The 25,730-nt window shown below is 38.7% G+C and carries 21 protein-coding genes, 1 tRNA gene and 1 pseudogene; 13 read left to right on the top strand and 10 right to left on the bottom strand.

Annotated elements, in window-relative coordinates:
• Window positions 1-111: 111 nt before the first annotated feature.
• The 5 genes from ACEYX7_RS01130 to ACEYX7_RS01110 form a co-directional block, all read right to left on the bottom strand.
• A complete protein-coding gene (locus ACEYX7_RS01130; RefSeq protein WP_374802965.1) occupies window positions 112-1,593 on the bottom strand; it encodes an RNA polymerase factor sigma-54 in 1,482 nt (493 codons plus the stop codon).
• 246 nt (window positions 1,594-1,839) lie between these two features.
• Entirely contained in the window at window positions 1,840-4,680 is a 2,841-nt protein-coding gene (gene rapA, locus ACEYX7_RS01125; RefSeq protein WP_374802967.1) for an RNA polymerase-associated protein RapA, read from the bottom strand.
• Between the two features lie 147 nt (window positions 4,681-4,827).
• Window positions 4,828-5,493, bottom strand: a complete 666-nt coding sequence (locus tag ACEYX7_RS01120; protein WP_374802929.1) for an RluA family pseudouridine synthase — start codon at window positions 5,491-5,493, stop codon at window positions 4,828-4,830.
• Between the two features lie 243 nt (window positions 5,494-5,736).
• Window positions 5,737-6,351, bottom strand: coding sequence for a carbonic anhydrase (locus tag ACEYX7_RS01115; RefSeq protein WP_374802931.1), 615 nt, complete (start codon window positions 6,349-6,351; stop codon window positions 5,737-5,739).
• Between the two features lie 304 nt (window positions 6,352-6,655).
• On the bottom strand, window positions 6,656-7,303 hold the full coding sequence (locus tag ACEYX7_RS01110) for a YiaD family glycine zipper/OmpA-like lipoprotein (protein ID WP_374802933.1): 648 nt from the start codon (window positions 7,301-7,303) through the stop codon (window positions 6,656-6,658).
• A 369-nt stretch (window positions 7,304-7,672) separates the two neighbouring features.
• Between ACEYX7_RS01110 and ACEYX7_RS01105 the strand changes: the two genes are divergently transcribed.
• The 13 genes from ACEYX7_RS01105 to cysS all read left to right on the top strand — a co-directional run bounded on the left by ACEYX7_RS01105 (window position 7,673) and on the right by cysS (window position 21,806).
• The gene (locus ACEYX7_RS01105) at window positions 7,673-8,578 is read left to right on the top strand and encodes an acyltransferase (protein WP_374802969.1); all 906 of its coding nucleotides are present in this window, start codon (window positions 7,673-7,675) and stop codon (window positions 8,576-8,578) included.
• A 164-nt stretch (window positions 8,579-8,742) separates the two neighbouring features.
• Window positions 8,743-9,870 (top strand): preprotein translocase subunit SecA, encoded by a 1,128-nt coding sequence (locus tag ACEYX7_RS01100; RefSeq protein ID WP_374802935.1) that lies wholly within the window; start codon window positions 8,743-8,745, stop codon window positions 9,868-9,870.
• 211 nt (window positions 9,871-10,081) lie between these two features.
• Window positions 10,082-10,786, top strand: a complete 705-nt coding sequence (gene minC / locus ACEYX7_RS01095) for a septum site-determining protein MinC (RefSeq protein WP_374900106.1) — start codon at window positions 10,082-10,084, stop codon at window positions 10,784-10,786.
• A 66-nt stretch (window positions 10,787-10,852) separates the two neighbouring features.
• Window positions 10,853-11,665 (top strand): septum site-determining protein MinD, encoded by an 813-nt coding sequence (gene minD, locus ACEYX7_RS01090; RefSeq protein WP_374802939.1) that lies wholly within the window; start codon window positions 10,853-10,855, stop codon window positions 11,663-11,665.
• Between the two features lie 3 nt (window positions 11,666-11,668).
• Window positions 11,669-11,938 carry a cell division topological specificity factor MinE gene (gene minE, locus ACEYX7_RS01085; protein ID WP_374802941.1) on the top strand — a complete coding sequence of 90 codons (270 nt, stop codon included), beginning with the start codon at window positions 11,669-11,671 and terminating at the stop codon, window positions 11,936-11,938.
• A gap of 167 nt (window positions 11,939-12,105) precedes the next feature.
• Window positions 12,106-12,390, top strand: a complete 285-nt coding sequence (locus tag ACEYX7_RS01080) for a PA4642 family protein (RefSeq protein ID WP_374802943.1) — start codon at window positions 12,106-12,108, stop codon at window positions 12,388-12,390.
• A 111-nt stretch (window positions 12,391-12,501) separates the two neighbouring features.
• Window positions 12,502-13,416, top strand: a complete 915-nt coding sequence (ppk2, locus tag ACEYX7_RS01075) for a polyphosphate kinase 2 (protein WP_374806683.1) — start codon at window positions 12,502-12,504, stop codon at window positions 13,414-13,416.
• A gap of 103 nt (window positions 13,417-13,519) precedes the next feature.
• Window positions 13,520-13,999 (top strand): 23S rRNA (pseudouridine(1915)-N(3))-methyltransferase RlmH, encoded by a 480-nt coding sequence (gene rlmH / locus ACEYX7_RS01070; RefSeq protein ID WP_374802947.1) that lies wholly within the window; start codon window positions 13,520-13,522, stop codon window positions 13,997-13,999.
• Between the two features lie 174 nt (window positions 14,000-14,173).
• Entirely contained in the window at window positions 14,174-15,325 is a 1,152-nt protein-coding gene (rodA, locus tag ACEYX7_RS01065; RefSeq protein WP_374802949.1) for a rod shape-determining protein RodA, read from the top strand.
• Between the two features lie 438 nt (window positions 15,326-15,763).
• Complete coding sequence (locus ACEYX7_RS01060; protein ID WP_374802951.1) at window positions 15,764-16,366, top strand: septal ring lytic transglycosylase RlpA family protein; 603 nt, start codon at window positions 15,764-15,766, stop codon at window positions 16,364-16,366.
• A gap of 127 nt (window positions 16,367-16,493) precedes the next feature.
• Complete coding sequence (locus ACEYX7_RS01055; protein ID WP_374900105.1) at window positions 16,494-17,540, top strand: helix-turn-helix transcriptional regulator; 1,047 nt, start codon at window positions 16,494-16,496, stop codon at window positions 17,538-17,540.
• A 131-nt stretch (window positions 17,541-17,671) separates the two neighbouring features.
• Window positions 17,672-20,098, top strand: a complete 2,427-nt coding sequence (gene lon / locus ACEYX7_RS01050) for an endopeptidase La (RefSeq protein WP_374802955.1) — start codon at window positions 17,672-17,674, stop codon at window positions 20,096-20,098.
• A gap of 259 nt (window positions 20,099-20,357) precedes the next feature.
• Entirely contained in the window at window positions 20,358-21,806 is a 1,449-nt protein-coding gene (gene cysS, locus ACEYX7_RS01045) for a cysteine--tRNA ligase (protein ID WP_374802957.1), read from the top strand.
• A 119-nt stretch (window positions 21,807-21,925) separates the two neighbouring features.
• Here the strand turns inward: cysS and ACEYX7_RS01040 are convergent, their stop codons facing one another.
• From ACEYX7_RS01040 to ACEYX7_RS01020, 5 genes and pseudogenes are all read right to left on the bottom strand, one after another.
• Window positions 21,926-22,798 carry a substrate-binding periplasmic protein gene (locus tag ACEYX7_RS01040; protein WP_374806684.1) on the bottom strand — a complete coding sequence of 291 codons (873 nt, stop codon included), beginning with the start codon at window positions 22,796-22,798 and terminating at the stop codon, window positions 21,926-21,928.
• A gap of 271 nt (window positions 22,799-23,069) precedes the next feature.
• Complete coding sequence (dusB, locus tag ACEYX7_RS01035) at window positions 23,070-24,116, bottom strand: tRNA dihydrouridine synthase DusB (protein ID WP_374806686.1); 1,047 nt, start codon at window positions 24,114-24,116, stop codon at window positions 23,070-23,072.
• Window positions 24,117-24,207: 91 nt separating this feature from the next.
• Window positions 24,208-24,284 (bottom strand) — tRNA-Val (locus tag ACEYX7_RS01030).
• 108 nt (window positions 24,285-24,392) lie between these two features.
• Complete coding sequence (locus ACEYX7_RS01025; protein WP_374802963.1) at window positions 24,393-25,295, bottom strand: metallophosphoesterase; 903 nt, start codon at window positions 25,293-25,295, stop codon at window positions 24,393-24,395.
• Window positions 25,296-25,505: 210 nt separating this feature from the next.
• Window positions 25,506-25,730: pseudogene (locus tag ACEYX7_RS01020) on the bottom strand (IS701 family transposase); the annotation flags it as partial.

Here is a 25,730-nt window from a genome sequence, read left to right as displayed (position 1 = left end):
AAGCCAACTTTTCGGAGTTGGCTTTATTTTTTGATGTAAAGAAAAGGATACATAGCACCACCTTATCTATGATATAGAATATATAGACTCATTAAAAATTGATGCATAGTGTTACAATAGTTTTTTACGTTCTGATGATGAAGGAATATTCATGCTTTCACGGTATTTTGCCACAGTACGTCTTGCGACATCTACGCCATCGGCTTTCAGCATGTCCACCAATACGCTATCAGACAGTGGTTTTTTTGGATTTTCTTGACTGATCATTTTTTTGATCATGGCTCGAATTGCAGTCGATGAATGTTCCGCCCCATCGCTGTTTGCCACATGACTGGAAAAGAAATATTTTAATTCAAACAAACCACGTGGAGTAAGCATATATTTATTGGTTGTTACCCGTGAGATAGTGGATTCGTGTAGTTCTAGCTCTTCGGCAATTTCACGCAAAACCAAAGGTTTCATGGCTTCAAGACCTTGTTCCAAGAATCCTTTTTGATGATTGACAATACAAGTAGCAACTCTAAGTAGAGTTTTATGCCGTTCATCAACACTCTTGATAAAATTTTTCGCCTCTAACATATGATGACGCAAATATTGATTTTCATCACTTTGGTCGGCACGTTTAATCATATTGGCATAATAATTATTCACCCGCAAACGTGGCAAAGTATCTGGATTTAAAAACACATGCCAACAGTCCGATTTGAGTTGTACAATCACATCTGGCGTTTGATAATCTTGGCTTTGCGGTTGGAATTTCGCCCCAGGTGCTGGGTCTAAAGATTTTAGCAATAGCATCACATCTTTGAGCTGATCCAATTCTAATTTGGTCGAACGCATCAAACGCACTACATCATTATTCAGCAATAAATCAACATGTTGCAATAAATTCATCGCATTTTTTTTGATTAAATCACTAATATTGGCATTATTTTCACTGATATTTTCTAACTGTATAGATAGACATTCGACCAAATTTCGTGCTGCCACACCTACAGGGTCTAAACGTTGAATCCGCTTGAGTACCACAGCAATTTCTGCCAATTCAATGGCTTCGCTTGGGTCACTATCGTCTTCGATTAAACCCGCTTGCTCAGCCAAATGCTGTACAGATTGTAAAATCTCATCCAAATCACAGCACAAATAGCCCCGTTCATCCAAAGCATCTAAAATACAATGGGCAGCAATCTGCTCAATTGGTGAGAAATGCAATAAATTGATTTGCCACAATAAATGCTCATGCAAATCGGGGCTGGTCGTGCGATTGTCTTCTCTTTCTTCAAATTCTGGCGTTGCCAATGCAGTGGGTTGATCGCTATAAATATCATCCCAGTCTGTATCTACAGCAAGCTCATCGGGAATTTTTTGCTCAATATTATCTAAACTTTGTTCTTCACTTTGCTTTTCTAATTTATTTTCGACTTGATGTAGCTCATAGTCTTCGATACGTTCTAACAGAGGATTACTGTCTAATTGTAATTGGACTTCTTGTTCAAGCTCAAGACTAGATAATTGCAATAGGCGAATGGCTTGCTGTAGCTGAGGTGTCAGCGACAAGGTATTTGCAAGTTTTACACCGACTGATAATTTCATCATCTTATTTGACCTGTACCTATCACATTATAAAAACTCAAAAAATTACTACATTTACATCAAAATGCATCTATACCTGCAATAAAAATCTAAATGATTTATCACAAAATTTTAACATTAATTCCCTAAAATACCAATGAAAGTGATTTATTTTTTGTGACATATTTCACATTAATAAAAAACATCGGCAATCAAGTCAGATTACCGATGTCTGTTTTTACCCATTTTCAATCAATAAAAATGGATTTAACTTGGTTTTACCGTTACCAATACGCGAATAGCCTCAGGTGTCAAAGTCACTTGATCTAACAAGCCCAGACCTTCTGCTTGTAGCTTTTGCAGTCGATTGATTTCATCTTCACGAATACTTGGATTATGCTTTTTCAGATAATTCAAACGGTCGATTTCACGCTGCCAACGCTTGTCATACCACACCTTAGCTTCTTGTTGAATATCAGGCACTTGCTGTTGAGCCAAATCAAAAGCTTGAGCATAACGTTGTTCAATCACTTCACGACGTACCTTGATAATTTGGCGTGCCTGTTGTCCATCTAAATAAGCAACATAAGGTTGTAACACGTGTGATGCCACTTTTTCAGACAGGTCTTGTCCATTTTCACTCAGCAAGACACGAATCAATTGCTTTGGTAATCCTGCTTGTACATTCAGTGCTTTAGGTGCAATCACATCAACCTTAAACCACACTTCCATGAGCAAAGAACCTTCTTTGATGGCATTGGTCTTAAACAATGCAACGTTGGCACTGCCAAAAGATTGCGTATTAAAGACATCCAAAACACTTTCAATAAAAGGGTGTTCCATGGTTAAGAACTGTACATCTTCACGCTGACCTGCTTGCTCACGCTGGAAGGTCGCTGTCATACCCTCTTCATCTAATGCCAAACCATCAATTTGTGTTTGATCGCTAGGGCGAATAATCACTGTACCGTTGGCTTGTTCATCGAAGTCAATATTGGTTGCTGACATAAAGCGTTTGACAAAATCAGGCAATAGCGATTGGCGTTCATAATCTTCCAAAGCCTTGACAATACGCCCTGCCACTACTGGGCGACAAGAATTATATTCTAATAAACGGTCACGCCCATCACGCAATTCGGTCTCCAAGACTTGGCGATCTTGATTGACTTGCTCTAATAATTGCTCGAACGCCTCACCACCATCTTGTAGTAAAAAGTCTTTTAATTCAGCAATATAATTTTCTTGCAAAGTCTGTGCAGTCGGTGAAATTTGGCTAAAAATATTTAATGCTTCATTGTACCAACGGAACATACGCTCTTGTGCAGTACCTTCAATATAAGGCACATGAATTTGGATACGATGCTTTTGTCCAATACGATCTAGGCGACCAATACGTTGCTCCAACACATCAGGATTGGACGGTAAATCAAACAATACTAAGTTGTGGGCAAATTGGAAATTACGCCCTTCTGAACCGATTTCCGAACACAATAAAATCTGTGCACCATAGCTTTCTTCAGCAAAATAAGCCGCAGATTGGTCACGCTCAAGCAAGCTCATGCCTTCGTGGAACATCGCTGTACGCACGCCACCATGCAAACGCAATACGCTTTCTAAGGCTTCAACCACAGGACCACTACGAGCAATCAACAAGACTTTTTTATGCTTCAGCTCTTTTTTCATCAATTCCATGAGCCAAGTGACACGTGGATCGTGTTCTAGCCATGCACCATCGAGCTGTAGTTCTTCAGGCCACATTTGCTCACGCAATTTGCCTGTAGTATTCCAGTTTTCAGACATTGGCAAAGGTGCGGGATGGCAGTCACGACCTGGGAAACCTTGAATCGCTTCACGCGTATTACGGAACAAGACACGACCTGTACCATGGCGGTCTAATAATTCATGAATAGCACGGTAGCGTTGCTCGGGCTCTTCACCCAAACGATAGCCCAACAGCCCTTCTAAGGCATCTTGTTGTTCATCACTTAGTTCATTTTCACCGATTAACACTTCAGCAATTTTGGCAGTATGTTTATATTGTTCTTCTTCATCCAAAAAGCGATCTAAGCTGTCAAAACGTTGCGGATCTAACAAACGCAAACGAGCAAAATGACTTTCTACACCCAATTGTTCAGGTGTTGCGGTAAGCAATAGCACACCAGCAGTTTTGTTGGCAAAATCTTCAATCAATTCATAGCGATCATTGCCACCCTCTTGCTCACTCCACATCAAGTGATGAGCTTCATCCACCACCATCAAATCAAAACCAGCTTCAATGGCTTGTTCATGTAAATCAGGATGATCTAGCATCAAATCAATGCTGACAATAATCAATTGTTCGGTAGAAAATGGATTTAAATCAGGATCGTGTTCACGAATTGATGCGGTACGCGTCAAATCAAAAATCGAAAAATTCAGATTGAAACGGCGACGCATTTCAATCATCCACTGATATTGCAACGAATCAGGCACAAAAACCAAAACCCGTTCACTACGTGCGGTTTTGAGTTGTTGATGAATAATCAAACCTGCTTCAATGGTTTTACCCAAACCCACTTCATCAGCAAGTAAAACACGTGGAGCAAAACGGGTACCGACTTCATTGGCAATATATAATTGATGTGGAATAATACCGACCCTTGCACCAAGCAAACCACGTAATGGGCTACGACGCATTTGTGATTGCATCAACAAAGCTTGCACACGCAAGTCATAATTTTCTTTATAATCAATTTGGCTAGCAAGTAAACGATCTAATGGTTTTGCCAATTGGATTTGGGCAGCTAGGCGAGTTTCATTCAGGTCTTTTTCAACCCACTCACCCTGTTCATCTTGGCGTTTGGCACGATAACGTAAAATGCCGTGGCGATTTTCTACAGACAAAACTTGCCAAGTCAAACCTTCTTGGTCAGTGATATCATCCCCTGCCATGAAAGCAATCCGTGACAAAGGTGCAGTTTGTTGTGAGTACAAACGAGTTTCATCGCTTTTTGGGAATAGAATACTGACTGAACGTTCGTCAACGTCAATCACTACACCCAAACCTAATTCTGATTCTGTATCCGAAATCCAACGTTGTCCAATAGCAAACTGTTGCAACTCTGTCACCTTATGCATAATGTAGCGGTAATAGCGTAGTACATCTCTAGAACAGATCTACGCTGTGGCTTTTAGTGGAGGGTAATTATAACATATTCAAATCAATTGCATAATTTTTTGTAGCGACTTTTTCCATCAAACAAAGTCACTATTGAATTAAAAAGCAGGCTGACTTTCAAATTGTATTTCTTCGTTTGTACGTGGATGTACAAAACGTAAGCGTTGTGCATGTAAACACAATACTGGGCTAATGCGTCGATAATTTTCATCCGCATATAAAGTATCACCAACAATAGCATGACCCAAATATTGACTATGTACACGCAATTGATGCGAGCGTCCTGTAATTGGTTTAAATTCCACTCGGGTCACTGCTAAGCCGTTTAATTCAAATTCTTGTAAAACTTGCCAATGCGTCACCGCAGGTTTTTTTTCATTGGCATCAACAATATGTAATGGCGGACGGCTGGCATCATACACTACAGGAATATCAATCGTACCTTGCTGTGGCAAATGTGTACTCAAATGCCCCGACAAAATTGCTTGATAAAATTTTTCGGTCGTTCTGGCTTGGAATTGTTTGGAAATATGACTTTGTGCAGCTTTATTTAAGGCAAAGACCAAAATCCCCGATGTATCACGGTCTAGGCGATGAATCAATAAAGTGCGTGGTTCGATGGCTTGCAAACGGGTCAAAACGCTATCAATCAAATCGCCTTTTCCGGGTATGGTCAACACGCCTGCAGGTTTATTGATGACTAAAATATCATCATCTTGATATAAGCAATGTTCGGTTAAAAAATTGTTGTGTGCAAAAGCCATAAGATATTTTAGATTTAAAAAGAATGATTTATCTTAATGGGTTTAGGTTGATTTTACAATATTTCAGCCTAAATTGGAGATAATCTTCAATAACGTGAATTCTGGGTAAGTTAAAAATTTAATTTTTTGATTTTGAATACAAATTAAAGGCATTCAAAGTATTGGTGGGCAATGATGCCCACCCTAACCGCTTTAAAATCATATTATTACAATAAAAATGCAATTTTTTAAACCGAACGCAGCTTAATAATCAAAAAACACCACTTCACCGGTTTCTAATGAATACTCTGCTCCAACGATCATCAATTGTCCTTTTTCAATTAAATTTTCTAATACCGCAGAACCGTGACGCAATTGATTGACTGATGCATAAATATTGGCTTTTACCGCATGTTTACAAAGCTTTTCGGTATCATTGCACAATTCAGTTTGAAATAATATTTCCACCGCAGGACGTACACGATTGACGATAGACATCAAATTTGGCGAGGTCGCTTGATTTGGATTTTGTAAACTCTCTACAGTCGCTTGGATCGCACCGCATTGACTGTGCCCAAGTACCACCACCAAAGGACAATCATAACGCTCTGCCGCAAATTCCACACTACCGACTTGTGATGGAGCGACAATATTGCCCGCAACACGGATCACAAACAAATCACCCAAACCCTGATCAAACACCATTTCCGCAGGAACGCGAGAATCAGAACATCCCAAAATAATCGCAAAAGGATTTTGCGATGTATTTGCCAATTCGGCACGCTCAAGCTGACTGAGCATTTTATATTGTACATCGCCTTTGACAAAATTTTGGTTGCCTTGTTTCAGTCGATCTAAGGCCTGCTGCGCTGTAAGCATAATCTATCCTGTGAAAAATACCGTTTACGAAGATGCCAATACAAAAATGATGCGTTGTATCAGCAGAATATTGTGATTGTAAAAGTAATTTTTACAAAAGTCATTGTATCAAAACTATCTTTTTTAAGCTTTCAGTCAGTTTGTATTTTTGTTAAACAAATTTAAAAGTCTTGCACAATATTTTCAAGGTCTTACTTCATTTTAATCATCCTTTTTATCTCTCATTTTCTAAACACTCAACTACAAAAAAGCCACCGCTGATAAACAACGATGGCTTTTGTTTTTATTTCAACATCAAATCAAATTATGATGTTGCATAAATGCTTAATTCTACACGGCGGTTTTGTTCACGACCAGACTCTGTAGCATTGCTTGCAATCGGATTTGACGCACCGTAACCTTGTGCATTAATGCGGTTGCTCGGTACACCACGGTTGATCAAGTATTGTTGCACAGATGCAGCACGGTTTTGAGACAATGGAATATTGATTGCATCATTACCAGTACTATCAGTATAACCAGACACAACTACTGCAACACGACCATCATTCAACTGACGTGCAACTTTGTCCAAAGTTTGGTAGAAAGATGGGTTGATTGAATAAGAGTTGGTTGGGAAAGTGATGTTACCAGGCATGGTCAATGCAATCGAGCCATCTGGATTACGATCTACAGAAACACCTGTACCAGCCAATTCAGTTTTCAAACGTTGTTCACGTTGATCAAGAATCGCACCACCAGCACCACCAAGCACAGCACCAATCAATGCCGCACGGTTGTTTTGTGCTGCAGTATTTGCATTACCACGTGATACGCCGTAACCTGCTGCTGCACCAATTACAGAACCGATGATCGCTTTATCCACACGACCTACACCTGTATTTGGATCAGTAGCACAACCTGTCAATGCAACTGTACCTACTAAAGCTGTAACTGCTAATTTCTTAAACATGACATTTTCCCCTAAATTGGTTTTTACATTTGTCGTGATGTTATTTTTTATCACAAGGCAAGCGTACTCAATACAATAATTGTAAAGTTTTGCACAATCATTAACATAGTACATGATTACTTTTACATTCAATCAGGTATATTCACCATTATTCATACATGATTGAAATAAAATGAAGAGAAATAGCATTTGTGATTTGATTTCACTTGTTTTGGTGATTGCACCTTTGTTATTTAAATCGTAATATGATGATCTACCTGAATACAATTTTGTGTTTTTATAAAATACTAAGACTTCTGCCTTGGTATTTTAATCTTTGTGAATGAGCGAACTATGCAGACCAATCCAAATCATTTAGCCAAAACAAAAATGTCATCATTACAACAGAGATGGCAAAAATTCAAACGTAGTGCGTCAGTATCTACACTATTGACTGCCAATACTTTTACGCATGGTCCGCTTATTTTATCTTTAGGTTTAACCAAACTCATCAAGCCATCAGCGAAGATTGATCAAACTAACGTAAATCTTGCGAATAATTGGATTCGTGTAAATAACTGGATGATCGATAATGTATTAAAAGATACGCAATGGGATATTCGTGTTAGCGAAGATTTACAACTCAAAAAAGATGGTCGCTACATTATGATTTGCAACCATCAAAGCTGGGTAGACACAACGGTAAATCAGTATTTTGTTGCTGAGCGTATGCCTTTAACTCGCTTTTTTACCAAGTGGGAGCTGATTTTTATTCCTTTTGTTGGTCAAGCTTTTAAGATTCTAGGTTTCCCGATGATGAAACGTCATACCAAAAGCCAAATCGCCAAAAATCCTGAACTAAAAAATCGTGACTTGGAAGAAGCACGTAAATCTTGCCAACAATTGTTATCACAACCTTTTACTTTGCTGAATTATCTAGAAGGCACTCGATATACTCCAGATAAACATCAACAACAAAAATCACCGTATCAACATCTACTCAAAGCAAAGGCAGGCGGTCTAGCTTTAGCATTAAATATTTTGGGTCATGATATTGATGAGCTGTTAGATATGACCATCGTTTATCCTGATGGCATCCCTGGTTATGGTGAGTTTTGGTCTGGACAAGTGCCAAAAGTCATCGTAGATTTGCGTAAAATCACGATTCCTGAGTGGGTGAACAGTAGCAGTTATGAGGATGATGCAGAGTATCGTGCCAAATTCCAACTGTGGGTTGATCAATTGTGGCAAGAAAAAGATGCTTTGATTGAGCAACTCAAAACAACAAGTACTTAAAAATAATTATCATTTAAATTTATAAAATTGATTAAAAATCGCTATTCTAAAATAATTTTGAATAGCGATTTTTTATGGATCATTTAGGCAGATTTAAACCTTGAATAAATCCCAATAATCAAGCATGATGCAAACATTATTTTGGCATGCAACGGCATATTGTAATGAGTAAAGCAAATCCAAACCCTGTAAATAATAGCAGTAACAATAAAGCCTTAAAAACCAGTTTTAAAACCGCCACACACGGTACATGGCAATGGAAGCTGTTCTTAGGTTATGACATCTTAATGATGTTTTTGATTACTATCAACGTATTGGTATTATTCCTACAAGCCATTATTATGAGTGATTTTGGTGCGTGGTTTAGCCAACATTCACCGTTTGGTAGTAGCTTGCTGATACAATGGCGACAGTATTATATTGATACTCTGGCACCACTGGTTCAATTGATCGATTTTTATTTTATTTGCTTTTTGATTTCTGAATTGTTTGTACGTTGGGGCGTGGCAATCATTGGTAAACAGCATCGCCACTGGTGGTTTTTTCCCTTCGTACATTGGTATGAAGTTTTGGCGATTTTGCCAAGTTTGCGTTTTTTACGTTTGCTACGTGCAGGTGTCATTGCATATCGTTTTCACGAAATGGGCTATCATGTTGTACCGAAGTCGTGGATACTCAAAGCACAATATTATTATGCCATCGTTTTGGAAGAAGTCACTGATCGCATTGTATTGACGGCATTGCATCAACTAGAAAAAGAATTTGAAAATAATGATCAACATCATGATTTATTGCATAAAATTATTGATGATCACCGCCAACAATTCGCTGACGTACTCAGTGAAACTTTGCATCAGACCTTAGCCAAAGAGCTTGCTGTGCGAGAACAAATGATCAGTAAAAATGTTGGGCAAATCGTGCAAAAAGCCATTGAAGATGCCCCCGAATTACATCAAATGTTGAGACTTATTCCAATGGTTGGCTCTCGCCTAGAGCAACAAATTCATCTCATTGGGCAGCGTCTTGGCGAAAATATCACTCAGGGTTTAATTGAACCATTTATTCAAAGTCCACGTGATACAAATCAGCAGCCACCATCGATATTGCAAGACATATCGCATGAAATCAGTCAAGTACCACTCGACTCAGATCAGATTGATGCACTAGTTAGTTCTGTCATGCAACAAAGTATTCACGGTATTCGTGAACAAGTGAAGGTTAAACATTGGCATAATATCAAGCAGTATGATAAAGCATCTATCCAAGAGACTTTACGCAATACTGGACATTAATTTGCATATATCAAGTCATGTGGCAAAAGACAAGAAAGTGTAATTATCAGGTGCAAATTTGTGAAAAATTCGCTAATATAGCCGAGTCTAATTTAGAGATTTTATATTGGTTAAAATCGTTATTTTAGTGATAAAATTTTAGATTTTGTTTTGCACTTGCTTGGTTTTTTGGCTTAGCTCGGATAGATAGAATAGATAGGTACAGCACAATATGGCAGATATTCGTATCATTGGACGCATGGTCAAATTTTCACGACTGAGTTTTGATAGTAATAATCTAGATGAGCTTCGTCAGCAATTGAGTCAAATCTTTGCTCAAAATGATTATCATGGTACACCTGTGGTCATCAACAGCAGTGTTCCACAAGATTTGATTGCATTGATTCAACTGTTGATGGAATTTGGTTTGCAACCAATGGCAGTCATTGATGGTGTATTAAGTGAAGATGCACGTGCAATACAATTTCCTATTTTGCCTGCGGATCAGTCGGTACAGCGTATTACCCCTACTTCTGAACAAGACATCGTGGCACAATCGGCTGGTGAAAGTCACGTTGAAAGTATCGCAACTATACAATCACAACATAAAACAATCTATCATGATGATATGCTACGCACTGGGCAAAGCCTGATTGAAGAGGCTGATATTGTTCTTACTTCCAGTATGAATAGTGGTTCAGAAATCATTTCTTCTGGTAATGTATATATTTATGGTGCAGGTCGTGGACGAATCATTGCAGGTGCAAGTGGTGAACAAAACGCGCGTATCTTTTGTCACAGTTTAGAAGCACAATTGGTATCCATTGCGGGTACTTATTGTTTGGCTGATGACATTCCAGCAGAATTTTTGAAAAAACCAGTGCAGATTTCCCTCAATTCTCAACAAGAACTTGAATTTCACCCACTAACAATTTAATCTTAGCAACGTATAAATTATTTATTGTATACACAATAAATCATCGCAAAATATAGGAGTATTCTGGTGTCTAAAATCGTTGTTGTAACGTCAGGTAAAGGTGGCGTCGGAAAAACTACGACCAGTGCATCACTTGCCACAGGTTTGGCTTTACGTGGTTTTAAAACTGTAGTGATTGACTTTGACGTTGGTCTGCGTAATCTTGACTTGATTATGGGTTGTGAGCGTCGTGTAATTTATGATTTTGTAAATGTCATCAAAGGTGAAGCACGTTTACAACAAGCTTTGATTCGCGATAAAGACATCGAAAATCTCTATATCTTGCCTGCATCGCAAACACGCGATAAAGATGCACTGACTGATGAAGGTGTGCAACAAATTATGGATGAGCTGTCAGAAGAATTTGACTATATCATCTGTGATTCGCCAGCAGGTATCGAACGTGGTGCAATTATGGCGATGTATCATGCTGATGAAGCAATCATCGTGACCAATCCTGAGATTTCTTCAGTACGCGACTCAGATCGTATCATCGGTATGCTTGACAGCAAAACGAAGAAAGTAGAACAAAAGCTTGGTCGTATTCGCAAGCATTTGTGTATTACTCGTTATAATCCAGAACGTGCCGATCGTCATGAAATGCTGAGCATTGAAGATATTTCGGAAGATATTTTGCACATTCCAACTACAGCAGTTATCCCTGAATGTCCAAGTGTGTTACAAGCATCGAACGAAGGTAAACCTGTCATTTTATTTAGAGATTCTAAAGCAGGACAGGCGTACGATGATTTGGTTGCTCGCTTCTTAGGTGAAGAACGCCCTTATCGTCACATCACTGCTCAACCGAAAGGTTGGTTAGCACGTCTATTTGGAGGCTAAGTCATGGCAGGATTTTGGAGTAAACTTTTTGGCGAAGAAAAAACCAACAGTGCAAAAACCGCCAAAGATCGTTTGAAAGTCATCGTTGCTTCAGAGCAAGGTTTAGGTAAACGTCTAAGCCCTGAAAAAATTGATCAAATGAAAAAAGAAATTTTGCAAGTGGTAAGTCGCTATGTACGTGGCGTAGATGAGAACAACATTAATATGCAAGTGCGTTCTGAAGCCAACATTGAAATGTTAGAAATGAATATTAATTTACCTGAAGATAAGTAATTTTTTGTTCAATCAAATTAAACGGCTCACAGTAGCCGTTTTTTTATGCTATACAATTTTGATTTAATCATTTTAGTGATAAGACTTAATGATATTTTTTATTGTTTATTTTATGCAGAACAATGCAATATATCGTCTGACTTTTTAGATTTACGCTGGAGACAATGATGGCACTTTCACAACCTGCTACTTTTAATGAAGAATGGTCAGACGCTCGAGTAATGGCTTATTTAAATCATTTGCCACCACAAGGTGAAAATGCAGACTACGCGGTATTATATAATGCTTTTAAGCATATGCGTCCGCACGATTTTGAACGACTACTGACTCAGTTTGTTGCAGATGGACGTGATATACATGCCAAAAATTTGCATGGGCAAAGCATTGCTGAGGTAATCTCACAATTTCCTAGACAAAAGCAGGCGTACCTAGAAATTATAGCAAAATTTTAATCAAATTGCTTTGGCAATTGTTTTTTTTAATCGGAAGAATTGGTTATTGTCAAATCACAAATCCTTAATTAGAATAGGGTTTTTGAAGTGATAAAATTTGGAGCAAATCACATGACAGATAAACAACTCGCCCCTTTTGAGGATGTTAAACCTGAGTCACAAGACTTACCTGTTTTTGAAAAAGCAGTTTTGAATTATAAGGGACACAAGCAACTTGAGGATTCAACCAAGGCAGCACTGCCAAAAGATTATCCTTACGAGCATCGTATGACACGTGGCGAGTACGAAGATCAAAAAAAATTATTACAAATTGAGCTGTTAAAGGTTCAGAGTTGGGCAAAAGAAACAGGACAAAAAATCGTTTGTTTATTTGAAGGACGTGATGCCGCAGGTAAAGGCGGTACAATCAAACGCTTTATGGAACATCTAAATCCTCGTGGTGCTCGAATCGTTGCATTAGAAAAACCAAGTGAAATTGAACGTGGTCAATGGTATTTCCAACGTTATATTCAACATTTGCCAACCGCAGGTGAATTAGTATTCTTTGACCGCTCTTGGTATAACCGTGCTGGTGTTGAGCGAGTGATGGGCTTTTGCCAACCGAACGAATATTTAGAGTTTATGCGTCAAGCTCCACAGCTTGAACGTATGTTGGTGAATAGTGGTATTCATTTATTTAAATTTTGGTTCTCAGTCAGCCGTGAAGAGCAATTGCGTCGCTTTATCGGTCGTCGTGATGATCCATTAAAACATTGGAAATTATCTCCTATTGATGTGCAATCACTTGATCGTTGGGACGATTATACCGAAGCCAAAAACCAAATGTTTTTCCATACTCACACTGGTGATGCACCGTGGACCATTATCAAATCAGATGATAAAAAACGTGCTCGCTTAAACTGTATCCGTTATTTCTTGCACAGCCTAGATTATCCAAACAAAGACCTTGAAGCCATCGGCGAGCTAGATACTTTATTGGTACTTAGCCCAAGTCTACAAAAAGGTGAGATTGATAAACACGGTTAAGATTTATCGACTTTCTTTATGATAGAACCAAAAAGCAATATTTTTTATAAATATTGCTTTTTTCATTTATAATATTCTTTATAAAATTATTTTAGATTGGTTTATGAAAATTCGCTTATTGACAATCGGTCAAAAAATGCCATCTTGGGTTTTGACTGGTTTTGAAGATTATTTCAAACGTATTCAACCTTTTGTACAAGTACAATTGGTCGAGTTACCTATGGCAAAACGTGGCAAAAATGACTCAGAGGCGGATATTAAAAAATATTGCCAAATTGAAGGTGAAAGCATCTTATCTGCACTCAAAGCGAATGAAGTATTGATCGCGTTGGAAGTCGGTGGACGTGAACTCTCTACCGAAAAATTAGCAGCTGAAATGGCACAGTGGACACTTAATGGTCAAGATATTGCTTTGGCAATTGGAGGTCCAGATGGACTATCGGATGCCGTACGTCAAGCTGCTGCATGGCACTGGTCACTATCCAAGCTTACACTACCCCACCCCTTAGTACGTATTATTCTCATTGAGCAGTTATATCGTGCAATGTCAATCAATCATAACCATCCTTATCATCGGGCTTAATCTCAAACAAACTTCGACTCAGTAAGTCGGTAGCAATGCCGAAAGATGCACTTATCATAGCGAAATAAACCCAATAAATTGCAACAAATTTTGCTTTATTTTTTGCAAATTTTACTGGTTTAATCAGATGATTATGCTAGCATATAGCACTTTTTAGTCTGTTATTGTTTGCCCATGCCATCACGTCACCTTACACCGCCAAATCGGTTTTTACGTTATGCACCACGTGATGGTTTTAGTCTGCGTGAAAATTCGTCCTTTTGGCATCGTATCCATTTGGATCCTTGGCTATTATGCTTTTTATTTTTAAATGCATGTTTAGGACTTACTGTACTGTATAGTGCTTCGGTACAAGATACGAGTATGGTCATGAAACAAGCGATGAGCTTTGGTATCGGTTTTGTGGTGATGTTTTGTATGGCACAAATCCCACCTCGAATCTATCAAGCTTTTTCGCCCTATTTTTATGCAATGGGTGTAGTATGCTTGTTTGCTGTGATGGCAGTTGGTGAAATTCGTCTTGGTGCAAAGCGTTGGATTAATATTCCTGGTTTTGGTAGCGTACAACCTAGTGAGTTTTTAAAGATCGGTATGCCAATGATGGTGGCATGGTATCTATCACGCAACCTTTTGCCGCCAAAGTTTAAGCATGTTATCGCAAGTCTACTATTGATCGGCATACCATTTCTATTGATCGCAGAGCAACCCGATTTGGGTACTTCCCTACTTGTCCTAGGTAGTGGTATGTTTGTACTGTTCTTGGCAGGCTTATCTTGGCGATTGATTTTTGCTGCTGTGGCTGCTGTGGCTGCTGTGATTCCTATTGCTTGGGAGTTCTTACTACACGATTATCAAAAAAAACGTGTTATGACTTTGTTTAATCCTGAAGCAGATGTACTCGGTTCTGGATGGAATATTATGCAGTCCAAAACTGCCATCGGATCAGGTGGTATTTCTGGTAAAGGCTATTTAGAAGGCTCACAATCGCATTTGCATTTTTTACCTGAAGGACATACTGATTTTGTGATTGCTGCCTTTTCAGAAGAGTTTGGCTTAATCGGTATTTTGGTACTTATGGCAATCTATTTTTGTATTATCATTCGTACTTTCCAAATCAGCCTCAATAGTTTTCATAATTATGGTCGTCTATTGGCAGGTGCATTTGGGCTATCATTTTTCGTTTACGTCTTTGTGAATGCAGGTATGGTTAGCGGTATTTTGCCTGTAGTAGGTGTGCCATTACCTTTTATGAGTTATGGTGGTACTGCGATTATTACTTTGATGTCGACATTCGGTATTATTATGTCAATTCATACTCATCGATAATGTGGTTTTGAGGTCATCAATTGTGACTTTATGATTGTGTCTTCTGACTAAAGTTGACTATACAAATGACAAAAAGTGTCACTACAATCCTGTATCAAAAATCATCACAAGATGATAACTTTTTGTAGCCAATTTACAATAAACTAACCTTTTTTGGTTCACTTGATTATTTTACACTCTATTTATACCTTTTTATTGGGTAAAACGATGTTTTTTTATAGACATTAAGTTTTACAGCGTCTATGATTAGCTTGGCAAATTTACTCCAAGAAGATAGGACTGGCATTTTTTTATCAAATTGTCCACTGACAATTTTTGCCTACTATTTATCGCTATTAAAAATTCTTGGGCATTATTTACACTAATTACAGTCCAAAATGTGTTGTGTTTTGGACAAGATTTTTAACGTAGGCAACTTTTTATAGGAGCTGAGATATTATGAAACGCCATTTAAAACAACTTGTCATTGCATTTAGTGCAATGCTCTGTGTCAATGCTTATGCTGACTTGTTGCCTACTTCAAACACCAATAATGACAACAACTCTTTGTCTTCTCGTGTTATCGATAAAGACATCCAAGGTTTAACCAAAAGCTTATTCCGCGACCAAAATGCAAACTTGAGTAATCTCAGTGCATTTAACAATGTCGCACCACGCAATAACACTGCAACGACCAAAAAAGATGATGCAAGTCTTTTGGATCGTTTAAATAATGTTGCGTCGAGCACCATGAAAAAATTTATCCAAAATGGTATCGCATCTTGGTACGGTCGTGGTTTGCACGGTCGTCCAACTGCGAGCGGTGAACGTTTTGATATGAATGCATTGACTGCCGCTCATCGTAGCCTACCGCTTAACTGTTACATCCGTGTGACCAATAAAAGCAATGGTAAAAGCGTAATCGTGAAAGTCAATGATCGTGGTCCTTTCCATGGCAACCGTGTATTAGACCTGTCTTATGGTGCAGCCAAAGCAATTGGCTTGGTGGATATGGGATCAGGTAATGTCACCATCGAACGTGTAGACGGACCAAACTCTTAATTCATTTACCATCTTAAAAAAGAGCCTTGTTGCTCTTTTTTTGTTTTCAGGGTTAAATTCAGCGAGCAAATATTGACAGCGTGCCTAATTTTTAGCAATATCTAACGATATCATTTAAGGAAAAACAATGAGTACTTCTGCCACATCCCATAAAAAAACTGATGCTGATCAAGAAAAGTCCAACAGTAATAGCCTTTATCGTCAATGGCAAATTCTGTCTCGCTTACCGAATGGAAAATGGATGGGTACACGTGAATTGCAAGAGAGCTTACAGCGTGAAGGGATTGATATTAGCTTGAGAACCATTCAGCGTGATCTCAATCAAATTGCTGAACGCTTTCCAATTGAAAACAACGGTGCAACACCACAAGGCTGGCGTTGGCAAAGTGATGCCCCAATCCAAAGTTTACCGCATATGAGTAGCTCACAAGCAGTCACTTTTATGATGGTTCAAGAACATTTAAAACATTTATTACCACCGAGTCTGCTCGCTGAAATCAAACCTTGGTTTGAATTGGCTCAGCGTAGTTTGGCAACGCATAACAAAACTGGGCAGTGGGTCAATAAAGTACGCATTATCCCCGCAACACAACCATTGATTCCACCTAAGGTCGATGCAGATGCCCAAAATGCCATTTATGAAGCATTATTACAGCAAAAGCAATTACAATGTAACTATAGTGGACGCAGTCATCAGCAAGCCAAAAGCTATGTGCTAAACCCATTAGCCTTAGTGCAACGTGGAGCGGTGATTTATTTAATTTGCACCCGAGAAGATTGCGAACAACCCGATGAAGTACGTACTTTTGCTTTACATCGCTTTAAAGATGCCAAAGTTTTGGACAAAAGTGTACGACAAATGAAGCATTTTGATTTGGATAATTATATTGATGCAGGTGCCCTAGGTTTTCGCTTAGACAGTCAAACACCGAGCGAAATCGTGGAATTATCTTTATATCTCAAACAAAGTGATGCGGTCACTTTGTTTGAATCGAAACTTGCCAAAGATCAAAAAATCCAATTCTTGGCAGACGATATGGTACAAGTCAGTGCAAAGATACCACTCAATTCCCAACTGATTTGGTGGTTACGTGGTTTTGGCAGTAAAATTGTCAAGATTGAACCGCAACGTGTCGCAGATTTGGTTTGGGAAAGCAACAGAAACCAAGCATAATGAAGATAAATTGTTGAATAATTCAGCATCTATCATTGTTTTTTGTGCAACTGCCCTTGTTTTTTTTTGATTTTGCATTATTTATAAAGAATGACAAAATTACTTGTCACTCTATAATTAGGAGTGTCTAAATGACTGAACAAACGTTAAATTCAGCCGAAACTGAACAAACATTACCAGAAAATCTACCGCTATTGGCTTTACGTGATGTAGTGGTTTATCCACAAATGCAGATTGCATTATTTGTTGGTCGTGAAAAATCGATCAAGGCGGTCGACATTGCTCGTGAACAAGATCAGCTTGTATTTGTTGTCGCTCAAAAAGACTCTCTTAGTGAAGATGTAGATCATAATAATCTTTATCAATATGGTACAGTGGCTCGCATCGTGCAAGTCGTTAACCACGAGCAAGACGAACAATGCATCAAAGTCTTAATCGAAGGCTTATATCGTGCCAAGTTAGATAAGTTAGTGGTTCATGATGAGTACTTCTCAGCTGACTACAGCTTAAGCCCAATGACAGTAAAAATGGCGAAAAAGACACAAGCCGCAAAACGTTTGGAGCTACTTGAGCTGTTTGCCAGTTATGCTGATGCAAAATTACGTGGTGCACGTGAACTCATCAATGCTGCCCAAAAGATCGAAAGCCTACCTGAATTGATGTATTTTGTGGCAACACGTGCAACGATGCCGATTCAAGATAAGCAAAAAATCTTGGAAGAAAACAAATTTGCACAGCATCTTGAGAATTTGATGCACTTTTTGGCACAACAAACCGAAGAGCAAGAAATCGAACAACGTTTAAATGATAGCGTTAAGCGTCAGATGGAAAAAAACCAGCGTGAATACTTTTTAAATGAAAAAATGAAAGTCATTCAACGTGAACTGTCCGATATGAATGACGGTGCTGAAGATGAGATGTTTGAACTCAGCCAACGTCTTGAACAAGCTGATCTACCTGATGCTGTTCGTAAAAAAGCTGAAAGCGAATATCGTAAGCTTAAAGGTATGCAACCCACTTCTTCTGAAGCCAGTGTGGTGCGTAATTATCTAGAAACTATTTTAGAAACGCCTTGGAAAACTGCAAGTAAAGTCAGCATTAATCTGAAAAAAGCACAACAAGTCCTTGATGAAGACCACTACGGTCTTGATGATGTTAAAGACCGTATCGTGGAATATTTGGCAGTACAGTCACGTGTCAAGAAACTCAAAGGTCCAATCTTGTGCTTAGTGGGTCCTCCAGGTGTCGGGAAGACGTCACTAGGTGAATCGATTGCCAAAGCGACTGGTCGTGAGTTTGTGCGTATGGCATTGGGCGGTGTACGTGATGAAGCGGAAATCCGTGGACATCGTCGTACCTATATCGGTGCGATGCCAGGTAAAATCGTGCAATCACTAAATAAGGTCGGCGTTAAAAATCCGCTATTCTTATTAGATGAAATTGATAAGATGGCACAAGACTACCGTGGCGATCCTGCTGCTGCCCTACTTGAAGTGCTTGATCCATCGCAAAACCATAGCTTTAACGACCATTATCTTGATTTGGATTTGGATTTATCGGAAGTCATGTTTATTTGTACTGCGAACAGTATGAATATCCCAGAAGCGTTGCTTGACCGTATGGAAGTGATTCGTTTACCTGGTTATACCGAAGAAGAGAAAATCAATATCGCTGAGCGTTATTTGGTACCACGTGCGATTGCAGACAATGGCTTGCGTGATAGTGAATTGAGCGTACATGAAACCGCCATTCGTGACATCGTGCGTCATTATACTCGTGAAGCAGGCGTGCGTAGCCTACAGCGTGAGATTTCAAAGATTGCCCGCAAAGTCGTCAAGCAAGCGGTATCACATAAGACCAAAGCCCTTGAAGTCACTGTAGATGCGGAAAGCTTGCCTGAATATTTGGGCGTACAAAAGTATGACTACGGTATTGCTGAAAAAGAACCTTTGGTAGGGCGTGTGAACGGTCTGGCGTGGACATCTGTGGGTGGTGAGTTACTCACCATTGAGGTAGCGACTGCCAAAGGTAAAGGCACTTTCATCACTACAGGTTCACTCGGTGATGTGATGCAAGAATCGATTAAAGCGGCATTAATGGTCGTGCGTACACACGCTGATGCGTGGGGCATTGATGGTGAACGCTTGGCAGAAACTGATATTCATGTGCATTTGCCAGAAGGTGCAACACCAAAAGATGGCCCTTCGGCAGGTTTGGCTTTGACTACGGCACTTGTGTCAGCTTTGACAGGTATTGCTATCCGTCCAGATATTGCCATGACAGGTGAAACTACATTGAGTGGTCGTGCTTTGCGTATTGGTGGATTAAAAGAAAAATTGCTTGCTGCCCATCGTGGTGGGATTCAGTTGGTGTTTATTCCACAAGAAAATGTGCGTGACTTAAAAGATATTCCAGAGCAAATCAAAGCTGGTTTGGAAATCAAAGCTGTGACCACCATTGATGAAATCTTACCTTTGGCATTAACTGAAAGCCCAAAACCTATCGTGACTGCACATGTGGTCAATGAAAAAGTAAAAGCACCATCAGCACGCCATTAATTGTCAGTAAATTCCAACCAAAACCTGTATAAGCTATTATGCAGGTTTTTTATTCTTTAATGCTGATACTGGTTTTTGATCTAAATCAACGTGGGTTAAGGATCATTTAAAGTACAAGTATTGGATTTTAAAAAATACTAAATCTTTAACATTAAAGCAAAAATATCAATAAATATGCAGGATAACAACTCAAATAAATTTTTGCTCAACTTTCAAAAATGTTATAGTATGTCATTTTTAACTGATGTGATATAGGACTATGAAAGCCCAAGCATTTAACCTGTACAATTCTGAACTACGCCAAAAGATGCCTTTCCAGCCACGCCGTGATGGTCATATTGATATGTATGTCTGCGGTATGACGGTGTACGATTATTGTCATATTGGTCATGCTCGGGTGATGGTGGCATTTGACTATATTACTCGCTTTTTGCGTAGCCAAGGCTGGAACGTCAAATATGTACGTAATATCACTGATATTGATGATAAAATCATTAAACGTGCCAACGAGAACCATGAAAGTATTTATGATTTAACCGAGCGTTTCATCAATGCAATGAATGAAGATGGCGAAAAATTAGGCTGTCTTGCACCTGATGAGTCACCGCGTGCGACTGAGTTTATCCCAGAAATGCAAAGTATGATTAATACTTTGATTGATAAAGGCATTGCCTACCCATCAAATAATGGTGATGTATATTATGCGGTCGAAAAATTCGATAAATATGGTCGCCTATCTGGACGTAAATTAGATGATATGCAGGCAGGTGCTAGCGAACGTGTCGATGTCGAAGTCGAAAAAAAGCACCCTTTTGATTTTGTGCTTTGGAAAGGGGCAAAAGCAGGTGAGCCAGCTTGGCAATCACCTTGGGGCAATGGCCGTCCAGGCTGGCACATTGAATGCTCAGCGATGTCCACTTGCTGCCTAGGTAATCATTTTGATATTCATGGTGGTGGTGGTGATTTGATTTTCCCACACCATGAAAATGAAATCGCCCAATCTGAAGGAGCAACAGGCGAACAATATGTCAATTATTGGATGCACGTTGGCTTTGTCAATGTGGATGGCGAAAAGATGTCAAAATCTTTGGGCAACTTCTTCACCATTCGTGATGTAATGGAAAAATTCCACCCTGAAGTGATTCGCTATTTTATCCTATCCAGCCACTATCGTAGCCCGATTAATTTCTCTGATGTAGCTTTAAAAGAAGCCAAAAATGCTTTAACCCGTTTTTATCAAACTGCAAAAGCGGTGCAACAATCTAGCCAAGTACAAGCCGAATTGGCAAATATCAATGCTGATGATGTGGCAAAATCTTGCTACTATGGCGAATTTGTCGAAGCGATGGCGGACGATTTTAATACGCCAAATGCTTTAAGTGTGTTATTTGAGCTGAGCCGTGAAGTCAATCGTGCTATCAAAGCTGAAGAATGGACGACAGCAGCCAATCATTATGCTGTATTTAAAGCATTGTTAGATATTTTGGCAATTGTACAGCATGATGTAGAAGGCTTTTTGAAATCAGATATCGGTTTGGAAAAATCAGCGTTGAGCGATAGCGACATTGAAGTACAAATCCAAGCCCGCGCTGATGCTAAAGCAGCCAAAGACTTTGCCCAAGCAGATCGTATTCGTCAAGAATTATTGGCACAAGGTATTATTTTGGAAGATAGCCGTCAGGGTACAACTTGGCGTCGTGAAGACTAATACCCTTCACTGTTCAAATCAATAAAGGCAACCATTCAGGTTGCCTTTATACTTAGATCGTAACAAATATGATGTATTATTTGCTTACTGATGCTTTAGTATGATCATGAGTTGCTGGTTTAGCTATTGCCTAACCACTTATCTTTAATCTTTTCTAATTCACCACTCGACTGTAAGGTTGCCAAATTTTGGTTGATTTTATCAATCAAAGCTGTTTTATCTTTTGCAGCCATAATCACAGTTTTTGCAGAATCTGAATCAACTGATTCGACTGGATTGATTGCAAACTTAATGTCAGGATAAGTATTCTGAAGATGCTTTAACACGGGATAGTCGTAAATGATTGCATTAACTTCTTTACGTGCCAAGCGAGAGAACGCCAAATAAGGTGTTTTATCAGTTGTTACTGCAGATGCACCTACACTATTCGCCATATCAAATGATTTACCACCGTCCAAACCACCAACTTTCATGCCTTTTAATGCAGCTAAAGTTTTTAAGTTTGGATCTAGTGTCATCACTGATGCAGGGTTGGCAATGTAAGAGTTAGATAAAGCATATTTTTCAGCACGTTCAGGTTTCCAAGAGATACCAGAAATCGCCACATCACACTCAGCTTTTTCTACACAAGCAAACATGTCATTCCAAGAATGGCGAGAAAACTTAACACGATAGCCTGCATTTTCTGCAATATCTTGGATAACATCGATATCCAAACCTTCAATTAACCCTTTTTCATTTACATAAGAAAACGGTGCCGTGTCGCCAGTGATACCTACATTCAATACAGGGGCGTTCTCTGGTAATTTGCTTACGAAATTAGATACAGGGTGCATGGTATCAGCCGCCGCTGCAGGTGCAGAAGCAGGACTATTGTGTGCCTTATTTGTAGCTTGAGTATTCGTCTCTGTAGATTTTTCACCACAAGCAACTAAACCAAAAGATAAAGCCAAAGTGGTTGCACAAGTAATGAATTTTGGGAGAGTATTCATTAAAAAAATTCCGAACAATTATTGATATTATACTTTAGCATAATTTACTTTTAATTACATTTATGAATGACTAATATTTAAGTAAATCGAAAAACAGTCAAATCAATACGGTTTCATAACAAAAAATGCTTACTAAGTCACATAAACTTACATTTAGAGGGTAAAAAAATAATACTACATCACACTTAAGGCTTGAGATGGGATAAATAATTATTTTATCATTAATTTATACGATAATTTTATCAATTTTAAAATAAATATTCAATGATAACTATTCAGCAATATCATCCATATTTTCACCCAATAATAATAAGGATTGGAAATAATGATCGACCATTAAAGCTTGCGTTGCAGTGGAATCTAGCTGATACATATTTTGTCTAAACGAATTACTTCCTTTGAGTCCTTTGGTGTACCAAGCGATGTGTTTGCGTGCGATACGGCAGCCTGAGTATTCACCATAAAAACGATATAACTCTTGTAAATGCCCGAGCAGGACTTGACGAATCTCTTCAATCGATGGTGCAGGTAAATGTGTGCCTGTGCTAATAAAGTGTTGAATCTCTCGAAAAATCCATGGTCGCCCTTGTGCTGCTCGCCCAATCATAATCGCATCTGCACCAGTAAAATTTTTCACAAAAAGGGCTTTTTCTGGGCTATCGATATCACCATTGGCAATCACAGGAATATGTAGTAATTGTTTGACTTGTTTGATTAAATCATACCGAGCTTGATTGAGATACATATCTTCACGGGTACGCCCATGCAGCGTTAAAGCAGCAATGCCAGCTTGTTCAGCACGTTCAGCTACACGTAAAATATTTTCTTCACCATTTTTAAAACCAAGACGTGTTTTGAGTGTCACAGGCACATCTACCGCAGCCACTACACTATCTAGAATTCGTGCGACTAAATCTTCATCTTGTAAAAGAGCTGAACCTGCAAGCTTGCTGCAAACTTTTTTGGCAGGGCAACCCATATTAATATCAATAACTTGCGCACCATTTGCCACTTGATAACGAGCAGCCTGTGCTAATTCAATCGGATCTGAACCTGCAATCTGTGCGGTAATGGGGGCGATTTCCCCTTCAAAATTAGCACGATACAGGCTTTTTTGTGTCATGCGTAGGGTTTTATCCGAAGTCATCATTTCACTGATGGCATGACCTGCACCAAAGTGTTTGCATAGTTTGCGAAAAGGATTATCTGTCACCCCTGCCATGGGTGCAACGACTAAGCGATTGGCAATTTCTAAGTTACCAATTTTTAAAGGTTGTAAAATATCGGGGGGATGATTTAGATGATTATTTATTGTCATAATACAACCTCAATAAATACGATTCCGCATGTATATGAATACAAACAACAAGCAATAAAAAAGACTTATCTTCCGATAAGTCTTTGATATATGGTAGGCATATCCAGACTCGAACTGGAGACCTCTACGATGTCAACGTAGCGCTCTAACCAACTGAGCTATACGCCTATAGGTGAAACATTATAGACCAATTTCATCAAGTTACAAGTACTATTTATAAAACTAACGCCAACCGCATATAAATTCAACACATAGATGTTAAAAATGGGGATTCATTTAACTGAGTTGGATCATTACAAGCTCTGGACGGTTAAAAATGCGTGGAATATAACGTGTTGATTCTCGTGCTAAACCACGACTGACGATAAAGCGTAGCTGTCGTCCATTGTTGTCAAAACGATATTCACCACCTGCATATTTGGGTAACAGCCCTTGATTTGGTGCATAGAAACCATTAAGCAAATATGGAATCCGCCACTGTCCACCATGTGCATGACCCGATACGACCAAATCAAAAGGATAATTTTTATATTGTTCAATATACTCAGGGCGATGGCTCAGTAAAATATTAAAATCTTGCTTGTTTGCAAGCCCACCTACCGTTTGTAGTTGTGTTTCGAGCTGTCCGCTAGATTGGTCTGCAACCCCCCAGACTTTTATATTACTATTTGCAATACTTGCACCTTGACCATGTAAAATATGGATACCATAACTTCTGATTTTTTTCTCGACATTGGCATAGTCAGCAGGCTTCATCCACAATTCATGATTACCATTCACATAGTAAACTTGATGTTTAGCTTTAAGATTTTGAAATTGTTTTAATAAAATATCCGCATTATCATTCGGCAAAACATCGTCATAAATATCACCAACCAATAAAATCATATCAGGTTGTTGTTTGGTCAAAACATCCATAATTTCATGCTGATTTTCACCATAAAAACAACTATGTAAATCAGTGATTAGAGCAATTTTTTGTGGTTTAGTGATTTGCAATTGTGGTGCTTGTTGTTGAGTAATATCATATTGCGGCATTGTAATGCGTTCACTACTGGCAATAAAATAAAGAATAACCAAGCACAACATTATAGGCAAGTAAATTTTCAACCATTTGGGCTGTCTATTTTTTTTATCTTGTTGTTTTTTAGACTTTTTAGGTTTTTTATCTTCTTGCATTTCAAACTCACATCACGACATTGATAGGATATAAATCACAAATGATAACTCTCTGTGATTGTGGTAGCGGATTCTAGCATAAATCATTTATTCAAAAAGTATCTCAGCTGTAACAATACGATGGAAAATTTGCTGAATTTATCAGCATTCATGCTATTTAAAACATTAGAATAAAATACTACTTTTGATTTGCTACATCATATATAGGACTTACGCAAACCTAACCGAAGGGCAACGAAGTTGCTCACAAATATAGTCATCAAGAAGCCCTTGCTTAATTTGATACATCGTTTTACCTAACTGACTAGCAAGTCTAGCAAAGCAGACCCAAACCAGCATAGCACAACAAATATGATTACGCTGAATACGAGCCTTACGACACTGATTATGCTCAATACCTGTTAACTGCTTAATCTCTCTGTGAAACTGCTCAAT

The organism is Hubeiibacter jixunmingi (assembly GCF_041928215.1).
Classification (GTDB): Bacteria; Pseudomonadota; Gammaproteobacteria; order Pseudomonadales; family Moraxellaceae; genus Acinetobacter.
The sequence above is the reverse complement of the archived record's forward strand: the minus strand, read 5'-3'. Positions and strand labels throughout refer to the sequence as shown.